The 15,616-nt window shown below is 72.0% G+C and carries 16 protein-coding genes; 11 read left to right on the forward strand and 5 right to left on the reverse strand.

From position 1 onward, the window contains the following. Window positions 1-10: 10 nt before the first annotated feature. Together PE066_RS16925 and PE066_RS16930 are read right to left on the reverse strand one after the other, a co-directional pair. Window positions 11-2,173, reverse strand: a complete 2,163-nt coding sequence (locus PE066_RS16925; protein ID WP_271233696.1) for an amylo-alpha-1,6-glucosidase — start codon at window positions 2,171-2,173, stop codon at window positions 11-13. Next, on the reverse strand, window positions 2,170-3,309 hold the full coding sequence (locus tag PE066_RS16930) for a glycosyltransferase family 4 protein (protein ID WP_271233697.1): 1,140 nt from the start codon (window positions 3,307-3,309) through the stop codon (window positions 2,170-2,172). Before PE066_RS16930 ends, PE066_RS16925 begins: the two co-directional genes overlap by 4 nt. 237 nt (window positions 3,310-3,546) lie before the next feature. Here PE066_RS16930 and PE066_RS16935 point away from each other — a divergent pair, with 237 nt between their 5' ends. The 3 genes from PE066_RS16935 to PE066_RS16945 are packed head-to-tail and all read left to right on the forward strand — an operon-like array spanning window position 3,547 to window position 5,984. After that, window positions 3,547-4,692, forward strand: a complete 1,146-nt coding sequence (locus tag PE066_RS16935) for a DUF3182 family protein (RefSeq protein ID WP_271233698.1) — start codon at window positions 3,547-3,549, stop codon at window positions 4,690-4,692. After that, window positions 4,676-5,482, forward strand: coding sequence for an alpha/beta hydrolase family protein (locus PE066_RS16940; RefSeq protein WP_271233699.1), 807 nt, complete (start codon window positions 4,676-4,678; stop codon window positions 5,480-5,482). Before PE066_RS16935 ends, PE066_RS16940 begins: the two co-directional genes overlap by 17 nt. Before the next feature lie 22 nt (window positions 5,483-5,504). Then, a complete protein-coding gene (locus PE066_RS16945; protein ID WP_271233700.1) occupies window positions 5,505-5,984 on the forward strand; it encodes a hypothetical protein in 480 nt (159 codons plus the stop codon). Between the two features lie 16 nt (window positions 5,985-6,000). On the opposite strand, the gene PE066_RS16950 is transcribed toward PE066_RS16945, so the two are convergent. Continuing rightward, window positions 6,001-7,359, reverse strand: a complete 1,359-nt coding sequence (locus PE066_RS16950; protein ID WP_271233701.1) for an NAD(P)/FAD-dependent oxidoreductase — start codon at window positions 7,357-7,359, stop codon at window positions 6,001-6,003. Between the two features lie 99 nt (window positions 7,360-7,458). Between PE066_RS16950 and PE066_RS16955 the strand changes: the two genes are divergently transcribed. Both PE066_RS16955 and PE066_RS16960 read left to right on the forward strand, forming a co-directional pair. Continuing rightward, on the forward strand, window positions 7,459-8,478 hold the full coding sequence (locus PE066_RS16955) for a methionine synthase (protein ID WP_271233702.1): 1,020 nt from the start codon (window positions 7,459-7,461) through the stop codon (window positions 8,476-8,478). 74 nt (window positions 8,479-8,552) lie between these two features. After that, window positions 8,553-9,071, forward strand: a complete 519-nt coding sequence (locus PE066_RS16960) for a cupin domain-containing protein (RefSeq protein ID WP_271233703.1) — start codon at window positions 8,553-8,555, stop codon at window positions 9,069-9,071. A 43-nt stretch (window positions 9,072-9,114) separates the two neighbouring features. Here PE066_RS16960 and PE066_RS16965 read toward each other — a convergent pair whose 3' ends face one another. Then, window positions 9,115-10,440 (reverse strand): erythromycin esterase family protein, encoded by a 1,326-nt coding sequence (locus PE066_RS16965; RefSeq protein WP_271233704.1) that lies wholly within the window; start codon window positions 10,438-10,440, stop codon window positions 9,115-9,117. 63 nt (window positions 10,441-10,503) lie between these two features. Between PE066_RS16965 and PE066_RS16970 the strand changes: the two genes are divergently transcribed. The 4 genes from PE066_RS16970 to PE066_RS16985 all read left to right on the forward strand — a co-directional run bounded on the left by PE066_RS16970 (window position 10,504) and on the right by PE066_RS16985 (window position 13,565). Then, a complete protein-coding gene (locus PE066_RS16970; protein ID WP_271233705.1) occupies window positions 10,504-10,944 on the forward strand; it encodes a hypothetical protein in 441 nt (146 codons plus the stop codon). Window positions 10,945-11,032: 88 nt separating this feature from the next. Then, window positions 11,033-12,298: an ergothioneine biosynthesis protein EgtB gene (gene egtB / locus PE066_RS16975; protein WP_271233706.1), complete on the forward strand. Its 1,266-nt coding sequence runs from the start codon at window positions 11,033-11,035 to the stop codon at window positions 12,296-12,298. Continuing rightward, on the forward strand, window positions 12,295-13,287 hold the full coding sequence (egtD, locus tag PE066_RS16980) for an L-histidine N(alpha)-methyltransferase (RefSeq protein WP_271233707.1): 993 nt from the start codon (window positions 12,295-12,297) through the stop codon (window positions 13,285-13,287). The genes egtB and egtD overlap by 4 nt, the downstream gene beginning before the upstream one ends. Further along, a complete protein-coding gene (locus tag PE066_RS16985) occupies window positions 13,284-13,565 on the forward strand; it encodes a DUF427 domain-containing protein (protein WP_271233708.1) in 282 nt (93 codons plus the stop codon). Before egtD ends, PE066_RS16985 begins: the two co-directional genes overlap by 4 nt. Before the next feature lie 79 nt (window positions 13,566-13,644). Here the strand turns inward: PE066_RS16985 and PE066_RS16990 are convergent, their stop codons facing one another. Further along, window positions 13,645-14,106, reverse strand: coding sequence for a methyltransferase family protein (locus tag PE066_RS16990; protein WP_271233709.1), 462 nt, complete (start codon window positions 14,104-14,106; stop codon window positions 13,645-13,647). 165 nt (window positions 14,107-14,271) lie between these two features. Here PE066_RS16990 and PE066_RS16995 point away from each other — a divergent pair, with 165 nt between their 5' ends. After that, a complete protein-coding gene (locus PE066_RS16995; protein WP_271233710.1) occupies window positions 14,272-14,637 on the forward strand; it encodes a dihydrofolate reductase family protein in 366 nt (121 codons plus the stop codon). 82 nt (window positions 14,638-14,719) lie between these two features. After that, window positions 14,720-15,598, forward strand: coding sequence for a universal stress protein (locus tag PE066_RS17000; RefSeq protein WP_271233711.1), 879 nt, complete (start codon window positions 14,720-14,722; stop codon window positions 15,596-15,598). Window positions 15,599-15,616 lie beyond the last annotated feature (18 nt).

Consider the following 15,616-nt stretch of genomic DNA (forward strand, 5'->3'; position numbering starts at 1 on the left):
GGCCCCGCGCTCACATCCGCACGCGAACGGCGATGTCGCCCAGCTTGTGCGCGACGTCGATGCCCACGTGCTGGCCGTAGCGCTGCAGCCGCAGGTCGGCGCTGTGCGGGCCGATGCCGAGCCGGCGGATCTCCATGGACTCGATGAACTCGGGCAGGCGCGGCGCCTGCAGCGAGATCTCGCGCTGCTGCGCATTCACCTCCAGCCCCAGGCAGGCCTGCAGCAGCTGGTAGACGCCGGCGGCGGCCCAGGCCTGCGGCGAGCAGGCCACCGGGTACAGGGTCGGGCCCTCGCTGTTGCGCCGGGGAAAGCCGCAGAACAGCTCCGGCAGGCGGTGCTGGGTGAAGTGCACGCTGGCATCGAACAGGCCGCTGAAGATGCGCAGGGCGGCCAGCGTGTGGCCGTAGCGCGCCAGGCCGGCGGCGATCAGGGCGTTGTCGTGCGGCCAGATCGAACCGTTGTGGTACGACATCGGGTTGTAGCGGGCCTGCCCCTGGGCCACCGTGCGGATGCCCCAGCCGCTGTAGAAGTCGGGCTGCAGCAGCCGCTCGGCCATGCGCGCCGCGTGCTCGGGCGCGGCGATGCCGCTCCACAGCGCATGGCCCGCATTGGAGGTGGCCACGTCGCAGCGCTGGCCGCGGCCGTCGATGGCGATCGCATACAGCCCCAGCCGGTCGGACCAGAAGCGCTCCTGGAACGCGCGCTGCAGCGCCTGCGCCTGCTCGCCCAGGCGGTTGGCCAGCGCGACCTCGCCGAGGGTGCGCGCCAGCTCGGCGGCCAGCAGGCGCGCCTCGTACACGTAACCCTGCACTTCGCACAACGCAATGGGCGGCTCGGCCATGTGGCCGTCGGCATGGAAGACCGAATCGTGCGAGTCCTTCCAGCCCTGCTGCACCAGGCCGTCGCTGCTGCGGCGGGCGTAGCGCACGAAGCCGTCGGCATCGGCGTTGGCGTCGATCCAGGCCAGTGCCGCCTGCACGTTGGGCCAGATGCTGCGGATGAAGTCCAGCTCGCCGGTGCGCTGCCAGTAGGCGCCGGCCAGGCCGACGAACAGCGGGGTCGAGTCCACGCTGCCGTAGTAGCGCCCGAACGGCACCTCGTGGGTGGCCGCCATCTCGTCCTTGCGCGCCTCGTGCAGGATCTTGCCCGGCTCGGCGTCGCGCGCCGGGTCCACCTCGGTCGCCTGGCACTGCGCCAGGAAGGCCAGCACGCCGCGCGCCGGCAGCGGGTCGATCCACAGCAGCTCGCGCGCGGTGAGGATGCCGTCGCGGCCGAAGGTGGTCGAGTACCAGGGCACGCCGGCGTACGGATAGCGCCCGGTCGGCAGCTCGGTCGAGAGCATGGCGACGTCGGAGTCGGACCGCCGCAGCCACAGGTTGACCTGCGGGTTGGACGCCTGGAGCGCGCAGCACTCGGCGCGCTGTTCGCGCCGCGCGTTCTCGTTGGCGCGGTAGGCCTGCTCGTAGTGCGGCCGCGGTTGCCCTGGCAGTGGCGCGTCGCCGCGCTCGCAATCGATGCTGCAGTACAGGTGGCAGGCGGCACCCGGGGGCACCAGCAGGTCGAACGCGGCCTCGCGCTCGGACAGCACGTCCGGCTGCGGATTGAAGCGCAGCCGGGTGCGGCGCGACACGCCGTCCAGGCCTTCGTAGCCGTACACCACCTCGCCGCCCACAACCTGCGGCGGCAGGTGGCGCCCGCGCCGCTGCCGCTCGGTGCCGCGCACCTCGAACAGGTCGGCGAAGTCGGCGTCGAAGGCCAGCGACAGCCCCATGCGCGCCGGCTCCTCGCCATGGTTGACCACGCGGATGTGCTCGTGGCAGCAGCCCTGCCACAGCAGCTTGGCGCGGAAGATGTGCAGCGTGCCCTGGGCCACCGCATGGCGCTCCAGGTCGGGGTTCATGAACTCGGCGATCAGCAGGCTGTTGTCGTCCTTGACGCCCGAGCCCAGGAACATCGGCCGCACGCCTTCCACCGTCAGCCTCATCTCGCTGAGGTAGCGCATGTCCTCGTGGTACAGGCCCTGCTCGCCCAGGCCGGTGCCGTCGACGTCGCCGTAGCGGTCGCTCAGCAGGAAGCTCTCGTCGTGCTTGAGCACGTGCGGCGTCTCGTCGGCGCGCGCCGCGTTGGCCGCCACGTACCACTGCCCGCCGACATGGATGCGCTCCGCCTTCATCGGGGCGCCTCCGCCTCGGCGGCCGGGAAGGCGGTTTGCGCGGCGGCGGACGCGCCGTTGACCCCGAGGCGCCCGGCAGCGCCGCGCGGCAGGCGCAGCGGCGGCGCGATCGCGGCGCGCAGTTGCCCGTACAGATCGACGTAGCGCTGCGCCATGGTGGCGGACGTGAAGCGATCCTCGAAGGCCTGGCGGCAGCCTTGCCGGTCGATCCGCGCGATGTGGCGCGCCGCCTCGATCGCCTGCGCCTGGTCGTGCACGATGACGCCACTGACGCCGTCCTCGACCAGCTCCGGCACCGAGCCGTGGCCATACGCCACCACCGGCGTGCCGCAGGCCATGGCCTCGATCAGGACCAGGCCGAACGGTTCCGGCCAGTCGATCGGGAACAGCAGCGCGCGCGCGCCGCCGAGCAGCAGGTTCTTGCGGTCGTCGCCTACCTCGCCGAGGAATTCCACCAGCGGGTGCGCCAGCAGGTGCTCGATCTCGCGGTGGAAGTACTCGCGGTCGGCGTCGTCGATCTTGGCCGCCACCTTCAGCGGCGTATCGCAGGCGATGGCGATCTCGATCGCGCGGTCCAGGCGCTTTTCCGGCGAGATGCGGCCGACGAAGGCGAAATAGTCCTGCGGCCGCGGGTTGAAGTCGTACAGACCCGGCGGCAGGCCGTGGTGGACGGTGCCGACGAAGGTGGCGGTCGGCAGCGCCCGGCGCTGGTGGTCGGAGATCGACACCAGCGGATGGCCGGCGAAATGGCGGTGCAGCGGCGCCAGCGCCGGCAGGTCCAGCCGGCCATGCAGCGTGGTCAGGCAGGCGGTGCCCGGGCAGCGCCGCGCCAGCGGATAGTGCAGCGCGTCGATGTGGAAGTGCATGACGTCGAACTCGCCGGCGCGCCGGAACACCTCGTCGAGCATCACCATGTGCCAGGCGGTCCAGTCGGGGCGGTGCGGGTCGGTGCGCAGGCTGCGCTCGCACACCGCCATCAGGTCGGCGGTGGTGACCGAGTCGCCGCTGGCGAACAGGGTCACGTCATGGCCTGCCTCGACCAGCGCCTCGGTCAGGTACGACACGACGCGTTCGGTTCCGCCGTAGGCCTGCGGCGGGACGCTTTCGAACAGGGGAGCTATCTGGGCGATCTTCATGGGAGGGCAGGGGAAGGGAGGGGGTCGGAACGCAGACGTCACCCCCCATTGGGGCAAACGGCGTGCGCGACCGGCGTAGGCCGTTGCCTTTGTTACGCGTGGCCCGTGTCCACGGTCCACCTGCACGCGCGACCCGCGCCGGCGGTCCTGCTTTCGCGCCATCGTCCGACAAGCCGCCGGACGGCCGCCGCTAGAGTGGGCCGCACACGGGCACGCTGCGCGGCAGCAGGGGAGCGCATGACCATGGCACAGCAGGCTCGGCCACGCGGCGACGCGGCGCGCGGCACGGTGCTGGCGCTGGTGCCGGGCGGCAGTGCCCGCACGAGCCGGCACGAGTGCGCGGCCCTGGAGGGCCATGTGCGCGTGATCGCCGGCCTGCTGGGCCAGGAGCCCGGCGGCTGGCACGACCCCGGCCGCCATTACGACTTGCCCGTCTACTTCGTGCCCAGCGATACCCTCACCCTCGAACAGGCCCATGCGCTGGGCATCCGCGGCCCGGACGCCCTGTTCGGCGGCGTGGTGCCCCATGCCTTCGTGGCCGGCAAATGCATCAGCCATCCGCTGGTGTCGACCGGGGCGGCGTGCCCGGCCGGCTGGAGCCATGCCCTGCATGCCGCGGCCGCCGATGCCGTGCTCGACGGCCATGCGGCCTTCAGCCGCGAGGATGCGCAGGCCGCCGGCCGGCGGCTGCTGGCCCGCGGACCGGTGCGGATCAAGCCGGCCCAGGCGACGGGCGGCCGCGGGCAGGTGGTGGCTGCGGACGAACCGGCGCTGGTGGCGGCACTGGGCGCACTGGGTGCCGCCGACCTGCAGCGCCATGGCGTGGTGCTGGAGGAAGACCTGGCCGAGGTGCGGACCTACAGCGTCGGCACGATACAGGTCGGGGCGCTCGTTGCCAGCTATTACGGTACCCAGCAACTGACCCCCGATACCCGGGGCGAGCCGGTCTATGGCGGCTCCAAACTGGACGTGACGCGCGGCGGCCTGGACGCGCTGGCCGCGGCCGATGCGCCGGCCGAAGCGCGCTTGGCGGTCGAGCAGGCCCGCCGCTTCGACGCCGCCGTGCAGGCCTGCTACCCCGACTTCTTCGCCTCGCGCCGCAACTACGACGTGGCGGTCGGCCGCAACGGCCGCGGCGAACTGCGCAGCGGCGTGCTGGAACAGTCCTGGCGCGTGGGCGGGGCCACCGGCGCCGAGCTGGCCGCGCTGGCCGCGCTGGCCGCGCAGCCGGCGCTGCAGCGGGTGCGCGCCCGCTGCGTCGAGCGGTTCGGCCCGTCGCCGGAGCCGCCGCCGGGCGCGACGGTCCACTTCCGCGGCGAGGATCCGCGCGCCGGCTGGCTCACCAAGTACACCGTGGTCGAGGACGATGCCGACGCGAGCTAACAGCATCGACATCCCGGTCGGCGGCGACCACATCGCCGGCACGCTGGTCGGGCCCGATACGCTGGTGCCGGGCGTGCTGCTGGTGCACGGCTGGGACGGCAGCCAGGAGCAGCACATCGCGCGCGCGCACGAGATCGCCACGCTCGGCTGCATCTGCCTGACCTTCGACCTGCGCGGCCACGTGCGGCACCAGGACCTGCGCGACACGGTGACGCGCGAGGACAACCTGCAGGACCTGCTGGCCGCCTACGACCTGCTGGTGGGGCACCCGGCGGTGGACCCGGCGGCCGTGGCCATCGTCGGCAGCAGCTACGGCGGGTACCTCGCCGCGGTGGCCACCACCCTGCGCAAGGTGCGCTGGCTGGCGCTGCGCGTGCCCGCGCTCTACAAGGACGACGACTGGCAGGTGCCCAAGAGCCGGCTCAATCGCGAGGAGCTGCGCGCCTACCGGCGCAGCGCCGTCAGGCCCGAAGGCAATCGCGCGCTGGCCGCCTGTTCGCGCTTTCGCGGCGGCGTGCTGGTGGTGGAGTCGGAGCACGACCCCATCGTGCCGCGCGAGACGGTGCAGAGCTACGTGGCGGCGTTCACGCAACCGGCCTCGTTGACCTACCGGATGATCGCCGGCGCCGACCACGGACTGTCGGAAAGGAGCTGGCGCCAGGCCTACACCGCGGTGCTGGTGGACTGGATCGGCGAGATGCTGCTCAGCGCCCGGGCCGGCCACGCCGGCGCCGCCGCCGAGGCGCCGATCGCCACCATCGGCGAGCAGGCACTGGGCGAATCGGATTGAAGGATTGAACGCGGAGGCACCCATGATCGACATGGACGAATGGAAGCAGGCCTTGCGCGAAGGCGCGGTCACCGGCAGCGTCGCCTGCCTGTTGTCGGTGGCGGTGCTGGCGCTGGCCGGCCGGCGCGACGCCGGCAGCGCGGTGGCCCCGCTCAACGCCGTCAGCCACTGGCTGTGGGGCGACGCCGCGCTGCACGAGGACCGGGTGACCGTGCGCCACACGCTGCTGGGCTACCTGACGCACCACCTGTCGGCGATCTTCTGGGCCGTGCTGTATGCGCGCTTGTGGGGCCACCGGCGCGAGGCCAAGTCGCTGCCGCAGGCCGTGGCCGGGGCGGCGGCGACGGCGGCGTTCGCCTCGGCTTTCGACTACGGGCTGATGCCCAGGCGCCTGCAGCCGGGCTTCGAGCAGCGGCTGTCGACGCGCTCCACGGTGGCGACGTTCGGTGCCATCGCCGCCGGGCTGGCGCTGGGCGCGCTGCTGCTGCGCGGGCGCGATTGAGTCCCGCGCGCGCCGTTCAGGGTGAGCGCACCGCGGCGCTCGATGCCTCCGGCACCGGCAGCGGATCGACTTCCGCCACCACGCGCGCGTGGCGGTCGTAGCTCCAGTAGGCCCAGGCCCAGTCGATCAGCACCACCAGCCGGTTGCGGAAACCGATCAGGAACCAGATGTGGGCGAACAGCCAGAACAGCCAGGCCGGGTAGCCGCTGAATTGCAGGCGCCCGAGCGGGCTGGTCAGGTCGACCACGGCGGCGTTGCGGCCGATGGTGGCGAGGTTGCCGTAGTCGCGGTAGCGGAAGGCCTGGCCCGGCTGGCCGGCGAGTCGGCGCAGGATGTTGCCGGCGGCGGTGCGCCCCATCTGCTTGGCGGCGGGTGACACGCCGGGCACCGGTGCCGGTTCGCGCCCCGGTGCATGGCTCTGCGCGGCGGCGAGGTCGCCGATCACGCTGATCTCCGGGTGGCCGGGCAGGCTGAGGTCGGCCTGCACCTGCACGCGGCCGGCGCGGTCGAGCGCGGCGCCGGTGGTCTGCGCGAGCGCCCGCCCCAGCGGCGAAGCGGCCACGCCGGCGGCCCAGACGATGCAGCGGCTGTCGATCCGGTAGGGTTCGCCTTCGGTGGGCTGCACCTGCAGGCCGGCGGCGTCGATGGCCGTGACGCGCGCGCCGGTGCGCACCTCCACGCCCAGCCGGCTCAACTGCTCGCAGGCCCGGGTGCTCAGCGACTCGGGCATCGCCTGCAGCACGCGCGGGCTGCCTTCCAGCAGCAGCACCCGGGCCGAGGCCGGGTCGATGCGGCGGAACTCGCCGGGCAGTGTCTGGCGCGCGATCTCGGCCAGCGTGCCGGCCATCTCCACCCCGGTGGGGCCGCCGCCGATCACGACGAAGGTGAGCCAGGCATCGCGGCGCGCGGCGTCGGCTTCCTTCTCCGCGGCCTCGAACGCCACCAGGATGCGGCGGCGGATCCCGAAGGCGTCCTCCAGCGTCTTCAGGCCGGGCGCGAAGGCCGCCCAGTCGTCGCGACCGAAGTAGCTGTGGGTGGCGCCGGCCGCGACCACCAGGTGGTCGTAGGGGAGGACGCCCCCGTCGGCCAGCGTGACCTGGCGCGCGGCGGCATCGATGCCGGTCACTTCGCCCAGCAGGGTGGTGACGTTGGCCTGCTTGCGGAACAGGTGCCGCACCGGTGCCGCGATGGCCGGCGCCGACAGGCCGGCGGTGGCCACCTGGTACAGCAGCGGCTGGAACAGGTGGTGGTTGGTGCGGTCCACCAGCGTGATGTCCACCGCCGCATCGCGCAACGCCCGGGCCGCCTCCAGTCCGCCGAAGCCGCAGCCGATGATGACGATGCGTGGGCGGGCGCGGGTGTCGGTGGCTGGCATGCGGCGGATTATCCGTTCGTCGTTCCCGCGAGCGCGGGATTGCACGCGCCGCGCGGCTTCCGCCATCATGGCGGCCCCAGCCCGAACCAGGAAACCGCCATGTTCCCCACCGCTACCGCCGGCAGCCTGCCCAAGCCCTCGTGGCTGGCCGAGACCCACAAGCTGTGGCCGCAGTGGCGCGCGCAGGGCGACGAGCTGCGGCAGGCCAAGGCCGATGCCACGCTGCTGTGGATCAAGGCGCAGGAAGACGCCGGCCTGGACATCGTGGGCGACGGCGAGCAGTCGCGCCAGCACTTCGTGCACGGCTTCCTGGAATGCATCGACGGCATCGACTTCGAGCACAAGGTGAAGATGGGCATCCGCAACAACCGCTACGACGCGATGGTGCCGCAGGTGGTGGCGCCGCTGCGGCTGAAAGGCCGGGTCCACGCGTTCGAGGCGCAGCTGGCGCGGGCGCACACCCGCCGCAAGCTCAAGTTCACGCTGCCGGGCCCGATGACCATCGTCGACACGGTGGCCGACCGCTTCTACGGCGACCGGCGGCAGCTGGCCATGGCCTTCGCCGGCCTGCTCAACCAGGAAGCCCGGGCGCTGCAGGCCGACGGCGTGGACGTCATCCAGTTCGACGAGCCGGCCTTCAACGTCTACATGCAGGACGCGGCCGCCTGGGGCGTCGCGGCGCTCGAGCGCTGCATCGAGGGGCTGGCCTGCACCACCGCCGTCCACATCTGCTACGGCTACGGCATCCAGGCCAACATCGACTGGAAGCACTCGCTGGGCGAGCAGTGGCGCCAGTACGAGCAGGTGTTCCCGGCGCTGGCCGCCAGCCGCATCGGCCAGGTCAGCCTGGAGTGCTACCACTCGCACGTGCCGCCCGAGCTGATGCAGCTGCTGGCCGGCAAGGACGTGATGGTCGGCGTGATCGACGTCGCCAGCGACGAGGTCGAGACGCCCGGGCAGGTGGCCGACACCATCGGGCGGGCCCTGCAATTCGTCGCGCGCGAGCGGCTGATTCCCTGCACCAACTGCGGCATGGCGCCGATGGACCGCGAAGTGGCGCTGCGGAAACTGCAGGCGCTGGTGCAGGGTGCCGAACTGGCGCGCCAGCGCTACGGCTGAACGGCCGCGCTGTGCTCCGGGGTTCAGGGCTGCGGCCGATGCAGCCGCGGCCGTGCGGGTGTACGCTGCCGCGCATGGCACACGAGCACGACCACGACCCAGCGCATCCGCACGAGCACGATCGGGACTCGGCCCCGCGCTGGAAGCACGACGGCGTGCGCGTGATCCCCGGCAACCGGCTCGATGCCAACACGGCGCAGACGCCCGGCATGGACCGCAAGGCCGCCATCAACTTCGCCCGCGTCGGCGCGCAGAAGCTGTGGGCCGGCACGGTCACCATCCATGCCAATGCCAAGACCGGCGCCCACCACCATGGCCACCTGGAAAGCGTGATCTACGTGGTGAGCGGCCGCGCCCGCATGCGCTGGGGCGAGCACCTGGAGTTCACCGCCGAGGCCGGCCCGGGCGACTTCATCTATGTGCCGCCCTACGTGCCGCACCAGGAGATCAACGCCAGCCCCACCGAGGTGCTGCAGTGCGTGCTGTGCCGCAGCGACGGCGAGGCCGTGGCGATCAACCTCGACATCGAGCCCGCGGAAAAGCCCGAGCAGGTGTTGTGGGTGGATCCGACCCATCCGCACGGCGGGGTTTGAGGGCCTGCGTCAGCCTTTCGCCTTCGCGGAGGACGACGTGGCTCTACACCCCGGCCGGATAGGTCTCCGGCACCTCCACCTCGGGGGTCGTCGCCGGGTGCTCGGGCAACGATTCCAGCGCCCGCGTGCGGTCGATGTGGATCACGGCGTCGAACTGGGCGCCGATCCGTGCGCTGAAGTAGTGGCTGCGCCGCTCGGTCTCGGGCAGGTAGATGACGCCGATGGCGCGTTCCAGCAGGGGCGCCTGCAGCTGGGCGCGCAGGGCCGGGTCCGGCAGCAGCAGGAAGCGCTCGGGGCCGACCTCGTGGAACAGCGCCTCCCAGCTGCCCGGCAGGCCGGGCCGTACGCGCTTCACCTCGGCGTGCGCGTCCCAGTCGGAGGCTGCGCGCACCGTGCCCTGGTAGGTGGTGAACCCGAGCAGGAAGGTCTCGCCCGGCCAGCGCTTGCGCGTCAGCTCGCCGACGTTCCACTCGCCCTGCTCGGACATGCCAGTGGCGCTGGCGTCGCCCAGGTGCGAGTTGTGCGCCCAGACGGCCATGCGCGGCGGCTCGCCCATGCGCTCCTGCAGGTGGGCGCGGAGCGCCTGCAGCGTATCCACCATGTGCAGGTCGCGCAGGTTCCACGAGGACGCGCGGCCGCGGAACATGGCGCGGTAGTACTGCTCGGCATTGCGCACCAGCCGCGCGTTCTGCTGTGCATGGAACAGCTCGTCGGGGTCGCCCTCGTCGGCCGCCGGAGACTGGCTGCGCAGCAACTCGGTCAGCTGTGCCACGACCGCTTCCTCGCAACTGAAGCCGGTGCCGAAACCGGCCGCGTAGCCATAGGCCTGCAGGTTCTGCTGGAAGTGATCGAAGCAGGCGTAGCGCAGCCGGGCGCGCTGCGCCGCCTCCGGGTCGGCCCGGTCCAGGTAGGCCAGCACCTCGCGCACCGAGCCGAACAGGCTGTACAGGTCCATGCCGTAGAAGCCCACCCGTTGCCAGGGCGGCTGCGACTGGTTGTGCTCGCGCAGCCAGGCGATGAACTCGCGCACCACGGTGTTGCGCCACATCCAGGTCGGGAAGCGCTCGAAGCCGGACAGGGCTTCGTCCGCGCTGCCGGCGTCGAGCCCGCGTACCCAGCGGTTGATGCGGCCGGCATCGGGCCAGTCGCCCTCGATCACCACCGCCTTGCAGCCGTGCTGGACGATCAGCGCGCGGGTGATCGCCGCCCGCAGCGCGTAGAACTCGTGCGTGCCGTGGCTGGCTTCGCCGAGCAGGGCCAGGCGGCGCGCCGCCAGCGCATCGACCAGGGCCGCAGGCGGCTCCTGCCCCATCGGATGGGCCTGCCCGCGAATGGCCTGCAGCAGCGGTTCGGGTCGGAATGCGGGCATGTTCCGGCGGGGCAATCGGCGTGCCGCACGTGCCGAACCGAGCTCATTCCTAGAATGCCGGGCATGGTCGATATCACGGTGCTGGTGGTGCAGTCGGGGGCGGCGGAGCGCGCACGAACGGTGGGCGCGCTGTCGCTCAGCTGCGAGCCGGCCCGCATCGGCAACGTCGGCGGGGTGGAGGAGGCCGTCGACTTCCTGCTCGGACGCGGCACCCATGCCGATCGCGCCGGCGCCCGCGTCCCGCAGTTCCTGCTGGTCGACCTGCCCACGGCAGCGGGCGTGCGCCTGCTCGACGCGGTGCGCGCCGAGCCACCGATCGCCGGGCTGCCGGTGATCGCGCTGCTCGACCAGGGCTTGCGCGCCGAACATGACGACTGGTACCGCGCCGGCGCCAACAGCATCGTCGGCAAGACCGTCGACGACGAAGAGCTGGGCCAGAAGCTGCGGCGCCTGCACGAATACTGGACCACGGTGAACGTGGCCGCGCGCATCTCCAGGATCTAGCGCCGGCCTGCGCCGCCACCCCAGCTCTGCGGTGGTGGCGTGCTGTAATGGACCGCACCGGGGCTGCGCCCCGTCCGGAAGGAAAACGATGCCCGGCATCTCCACCGAACCCTTGCGCAGCAAGGCCTCCGCTTCCCAGGACCGCGTGGCCGTCGCGGCGCGCTACGAGCGGGTGCGAGCACGCAGCCTCGAGCTGGCCGCGCCGCTTTCGGCCGAGGACCAGTGCATCCAGTCGATGCCCGATGCCAGCCCCACCAAGTGGCACCTGGCGCATACGAGCTGGTTCTTCGAGGCGATGCTGCTGCTGCCGATGCAGCCCGGCTACCGGGCCTTCGACCCCGCCTTCGCGCGGCTCTTCAATTCGTACTACGAGTCGATCGGGCCGCGCCATCCGCGCCCCCAGCGCGGCCTGCTGACCCGGCCCGGCCTGCCCCGGGTGCATGCCTACCGCGCGCATGTCGATGAAGCGATGCTGGCCTTCATCGCCACGGCGCCGCAGGACTGCTGGCGCACGGCAGCGCCGCTGATCGAACTGGGCCTGCAGCACGAGCAGCAGCACCAGGAGCTGATCGCCACCGACATCCTGCATGCGCTGTCTTGCAACCCGCTGCTGCCGGCGTGGCTGCCCGCCGGCCCGCCGGCGTTGCGGCTGGCTGCGCCGCCGGCGCCGCTGCGCTGGCTGGCGCATGCGGGCGGCGTGGTCGAGATCGGCCATGCCGGCGCGGGCTTCGCCTTCGACAACGAAACGCCGCGCCACCGCGTGCTGCTGCAGCCGTTCGAGCTGGGTGACCGGCTGGTGAGCTGCGGCGAGTACCTCGACTTCATCGAGGACGGCGGGTATTCGCGCGCGGCGCTGTGGTTGTCCGACGGCTGGGCCTCGGTGCAGGCACTCGGCTGGCGGGCACCGGCGTACTGGCTGGCGCCGGACGACCCGCGTGCGTCCGGCGATGCCTGGCAGGTGTTCGGGCCGGCGGGCGTGCAGCGCCTCGACCGCGCCGCCCCGGTGAGCCAGCTGAGCTTCTACGAAGCGGCCGCCTACGCCGAGTGGGCCGGCGCGCGGCTGCCGACCGAGTTCGAGTGGGAGGCGATGGGGGAGGCGCCCGGCGTCTCGCAGATGACCGGGCACGTGTGGCAGTGGACCCGCTCGTCCTACGACCCCTACCCGGGGTTTCGTCCGCTGGAGGGTGCCGCCAGCGAATACAACGGCAAGTTCATGGTCGGCCAGCTGGTGCTGCGCGGCAGCAGTGCCTTCACGCCGGACGGCCACGCCCGCCGCACCTATCGCAACTTCTTCCCGCCGGCGGCCCGCTGGCAGTTCTCCGGCCTGCGGCTGGCCAGGAGCGTGGCCGCATGAGGTCGCCGCTGACCGCCGTGCCGCCGCTGCACCTTCAGGCACAGCAAGCGGAAGACGGTTTCGGGCCCGACCTGCGGCAGGCGCTGGCCGCGCCCCCGCATGCGATCTCGCCCAAGTACTTCTACGACGCCGAAGGCTCGCGCCTGTTCGACTGCATCTGCGCACTGCCCGAGTACTACCCGACCCGCACCGAGCGCGCAATCTTGCAGCGGCATGCGGCGGAGATCGCCGCGCACGTCGGCGCCGGCTGCGACCTGGTGGAGTTCGGCGCCGGTTCGTGCCGCAAGGTGCGGCTGCTGCTGCCCGAGCTGCAGCCGCGGCGCTACCTGCCGATCGACATCTCGGTGCAGCACCTGCAGCAGGCCGCCGCCGAGCTGGTGCGCCAGCACCCGGGCCTGGTGGTGGTGCCGCTGGCCGGCGACTACCTGGGCCCGGTGCGGCTGCCGCCGGCGCTGCCCGGGGCGGCGCGCGTCGGCTTCTTTCCCGGATCGACCATCGGCAACCTCACGCCGCAGGAGGCCTTGCAGTTCCTGCGCGGCGCGGCCCGCCTGCTGCGCGGCGGCGGGTTGCTGCTGGGCGTGGACCTGGTGAAGGATCCGGCGGTGCTGCACGCCGCGTACAACGATGCCCAGGGCGTGACGGCGGACTTCAACCTCAACCTGCTGGCCCGCGCCAACCGCGAGCTGGGCACCAACTTCGACCTCGACGGTTTCTGGCACAGTGCCTTCTACAACGCGCCGCTGCAGCGCATCGAGATGCACCTGGTCAGCCGGCGGCGGCAACAGGTGACACTGGGGGGCGAGACCTTCGACCTCCCGCAGGGATTGGCGCTGCACACCGAGAATTCATGCAAGTACACCGTCGCCGGGCTGCAGGCGCTGGCCGAGGAAGCCGGCTTCCGGCCGGGCGCGGTGTGGACCGACGAACAGGCGCTGTTCAGCGTGCACTGGCTGCAGGCGCCGGCCATGGATGGAAGGAGAGGGGAATGAAGGCAACCTGGAACGGGGCGGTCATCGCGCAGAGCGACGACACGGTGCTGGTGGAGGGCAACCACTACTTCCCCGAGGGCTCGCTCGACCGGCAGTACGTGAGCTTCTCGAACCACAAGACCACCTGCGGCTGGAAAGGGCAGGCCAGCTACTACTCGCTGCTGGTCGACGGCGAACTGAACCCCGACGCGGTCTGGTACTACCCCGACCCCAAGCCCGAAGCCGAGATGGTGCGCGGGCGGGTGGCGTTCTGGAAGGGCGTGAAGGTCGAGGCCTGAGGCGGTCGACCTGCCGCAGGCGGCAAGGTTATTGCGCCTTGCAGGTCAGCGGTGGCAGGCCCGCGCCGGCGAAGCCGTTTCAAAGCCAGCGCCGCACCTGCGCGGCATAGCGCGTGAACGCCTCGCCGAAGTTCTCCTGCAGGGCGCGCTCTTCGGGCAGGATCTGGAAGCGCGTGATGTAGAGCACGAAGAGGAGGGGGCCCGCGAAGGCCAGCCACGCGGACAGGTAAACGCCCCACGCCAGCAGCAACAAGGCCATGCCCAGGTACATCGGGTTGCGCGTGACCCGGTACACGCCGCCCGTGACCAGCGCCGATGCGCGCTGGGGCGCCAGCGGGTTGACGGTGGTGCGCGAGCCGCGGAAGGCCAGCAGGCCCAGCAGGTCGAACGCGAGGGCGGCGACCACCAGCACCGCGACGGCGGTCATCCGGACCGCCGGAGCCAGGGTGAACTGCGGCCCCAGCCCGGCCGCACCCCACATCGCGGCGGCCGTGAGCGCGCCGATCACGGGCGGGGGGATCTTGTGCTCGAGGAAGGACATGGCGTGCGGACCGTCATTGTGCTTCGGCCGCGCTGAGGTCCGGGCAGAAAATCCCGGCAAGCTCGGGAGTGCCTGCGGACCCTGCCCTCACGTGGCCCCCGCTCGTCGTCGAAACGAAGCGGCCATCGTCCGCCTCGAACGCCTTCCCAACCGACGGAGCACCCCATGAGAAAGCTCATCGCATCCACCTTCGTCTCGCTCGACGGCGTGCAGGCGCCGGGCAGCCGGGTGGGTCTGAATCTGCAGATCATCGGCAGCGGCAACCTGATCCAGACGCTCCGGGCCGCTGCGCTGATCGACGAGTACAACGTCTGGACCTTCCCCGTCGTGCTCGGGCGCGGCAAGCGGCTGTTCGAGGCCGGCGCCAAGGCCGGGGCGATGCGGCTCGTCGCTTCGCAAACCTCGGCCACGGGTGTCGTGATGAGCACCTACGTGCCGGCCGGTGACGTCCCGCCCGGATCGTTCGCGCCCTCCGAGCCGGGCGCCAGGGAAGTCGCCCGGCGGGCAAAGCTGGCGCGCGAGGCGGGCTGACGTGGCAGGTTCCCGCAGGTGATGGCGTCCTCCATACTCCGCGCATGAATCGAATCCATCATTTGCTGGCGACGCCCGACTCATGAACCTGCTGATTGCCATCGATGGCTCCGAAGCCGCACTGCACGCCTGCCGGCTGGTTGCGGGATATGCCGGGGCGCGCCCAACCGTTCGCATCACGTTGCTCAACGTCCAGCGTCCGCCGTTGCGGCTGTCGGCCCAACCCGGCGTGGAGCAGTCGGTCCTCGAGGGCGCGCTGCGCGAACAGGGCAATCGCCACCTCGAGGACGCGCGCGCGTTGCTGCCGTCGGGCCTGCGCGAGGTGGCCTCCGTGGTCCGGATCGGCCCGCCCGCCGAGACGATCCTCCAGGAGGTGCGCGACGGCGGCGCCGCTGCGCTCGTGATGGGCAGCGGCAGGCATGGCCCGCTGGGCGGGTATGCCATGGGCTCGGTCGCCCTGCGTGTGGCGCCCGCGGCCCCCTGTCCGGTGGTGATCGTTCGCCCCGGCGCGCGGCTTCCGGCGGAGCGGGGCAAGACGCTCCGCGTGACCGCGCCTGTGGACGGATCGCAGGAGTCCGTCGATGCGGTCCGGCGCCTCGCCGGATGTGCCGGCCTCCTGGGCCCGATGCATGTCGACCTGGTGCACTTCCACGCCGGCCTGCCGCTGGCCGCGGCCATCCTGCCGCCGCACGATGACGTCCTGCAGGCGTGGAGCGGGCTGGAAACGGACGCAGCGCTCCGGCTGCCGGCGCAGATCCTTTCAGAAGCGGGTATTGCCCATGCCGAGCACCGCCTGACCGGCGCCGCCGACGTGGAGATCGCCGCGTTTGCCAGGCGGCAGACGGCCGACCTGATCGCCATGGGGACCCGCGGCGCGGGTGCGATGCATCACCTCCTGCTGGGCTCGGTCGCGCTCAGGACGGCGCAGGTCAGTGAGGTGCCGGTCGCCCTGATGCGCTGAAGCCGCCATCCTGCGGAG

This window comes from Ramlibacter tataouinensis, from assembly GCF_027941915.1.
Classification (GTDB): Bacteria; Pseudomonadota; Gammaproteobacteria; order Burkholderiales; family Burkholderiaceae_C; genus Ramlibacter; species Ramlibacter tataouinensis_C.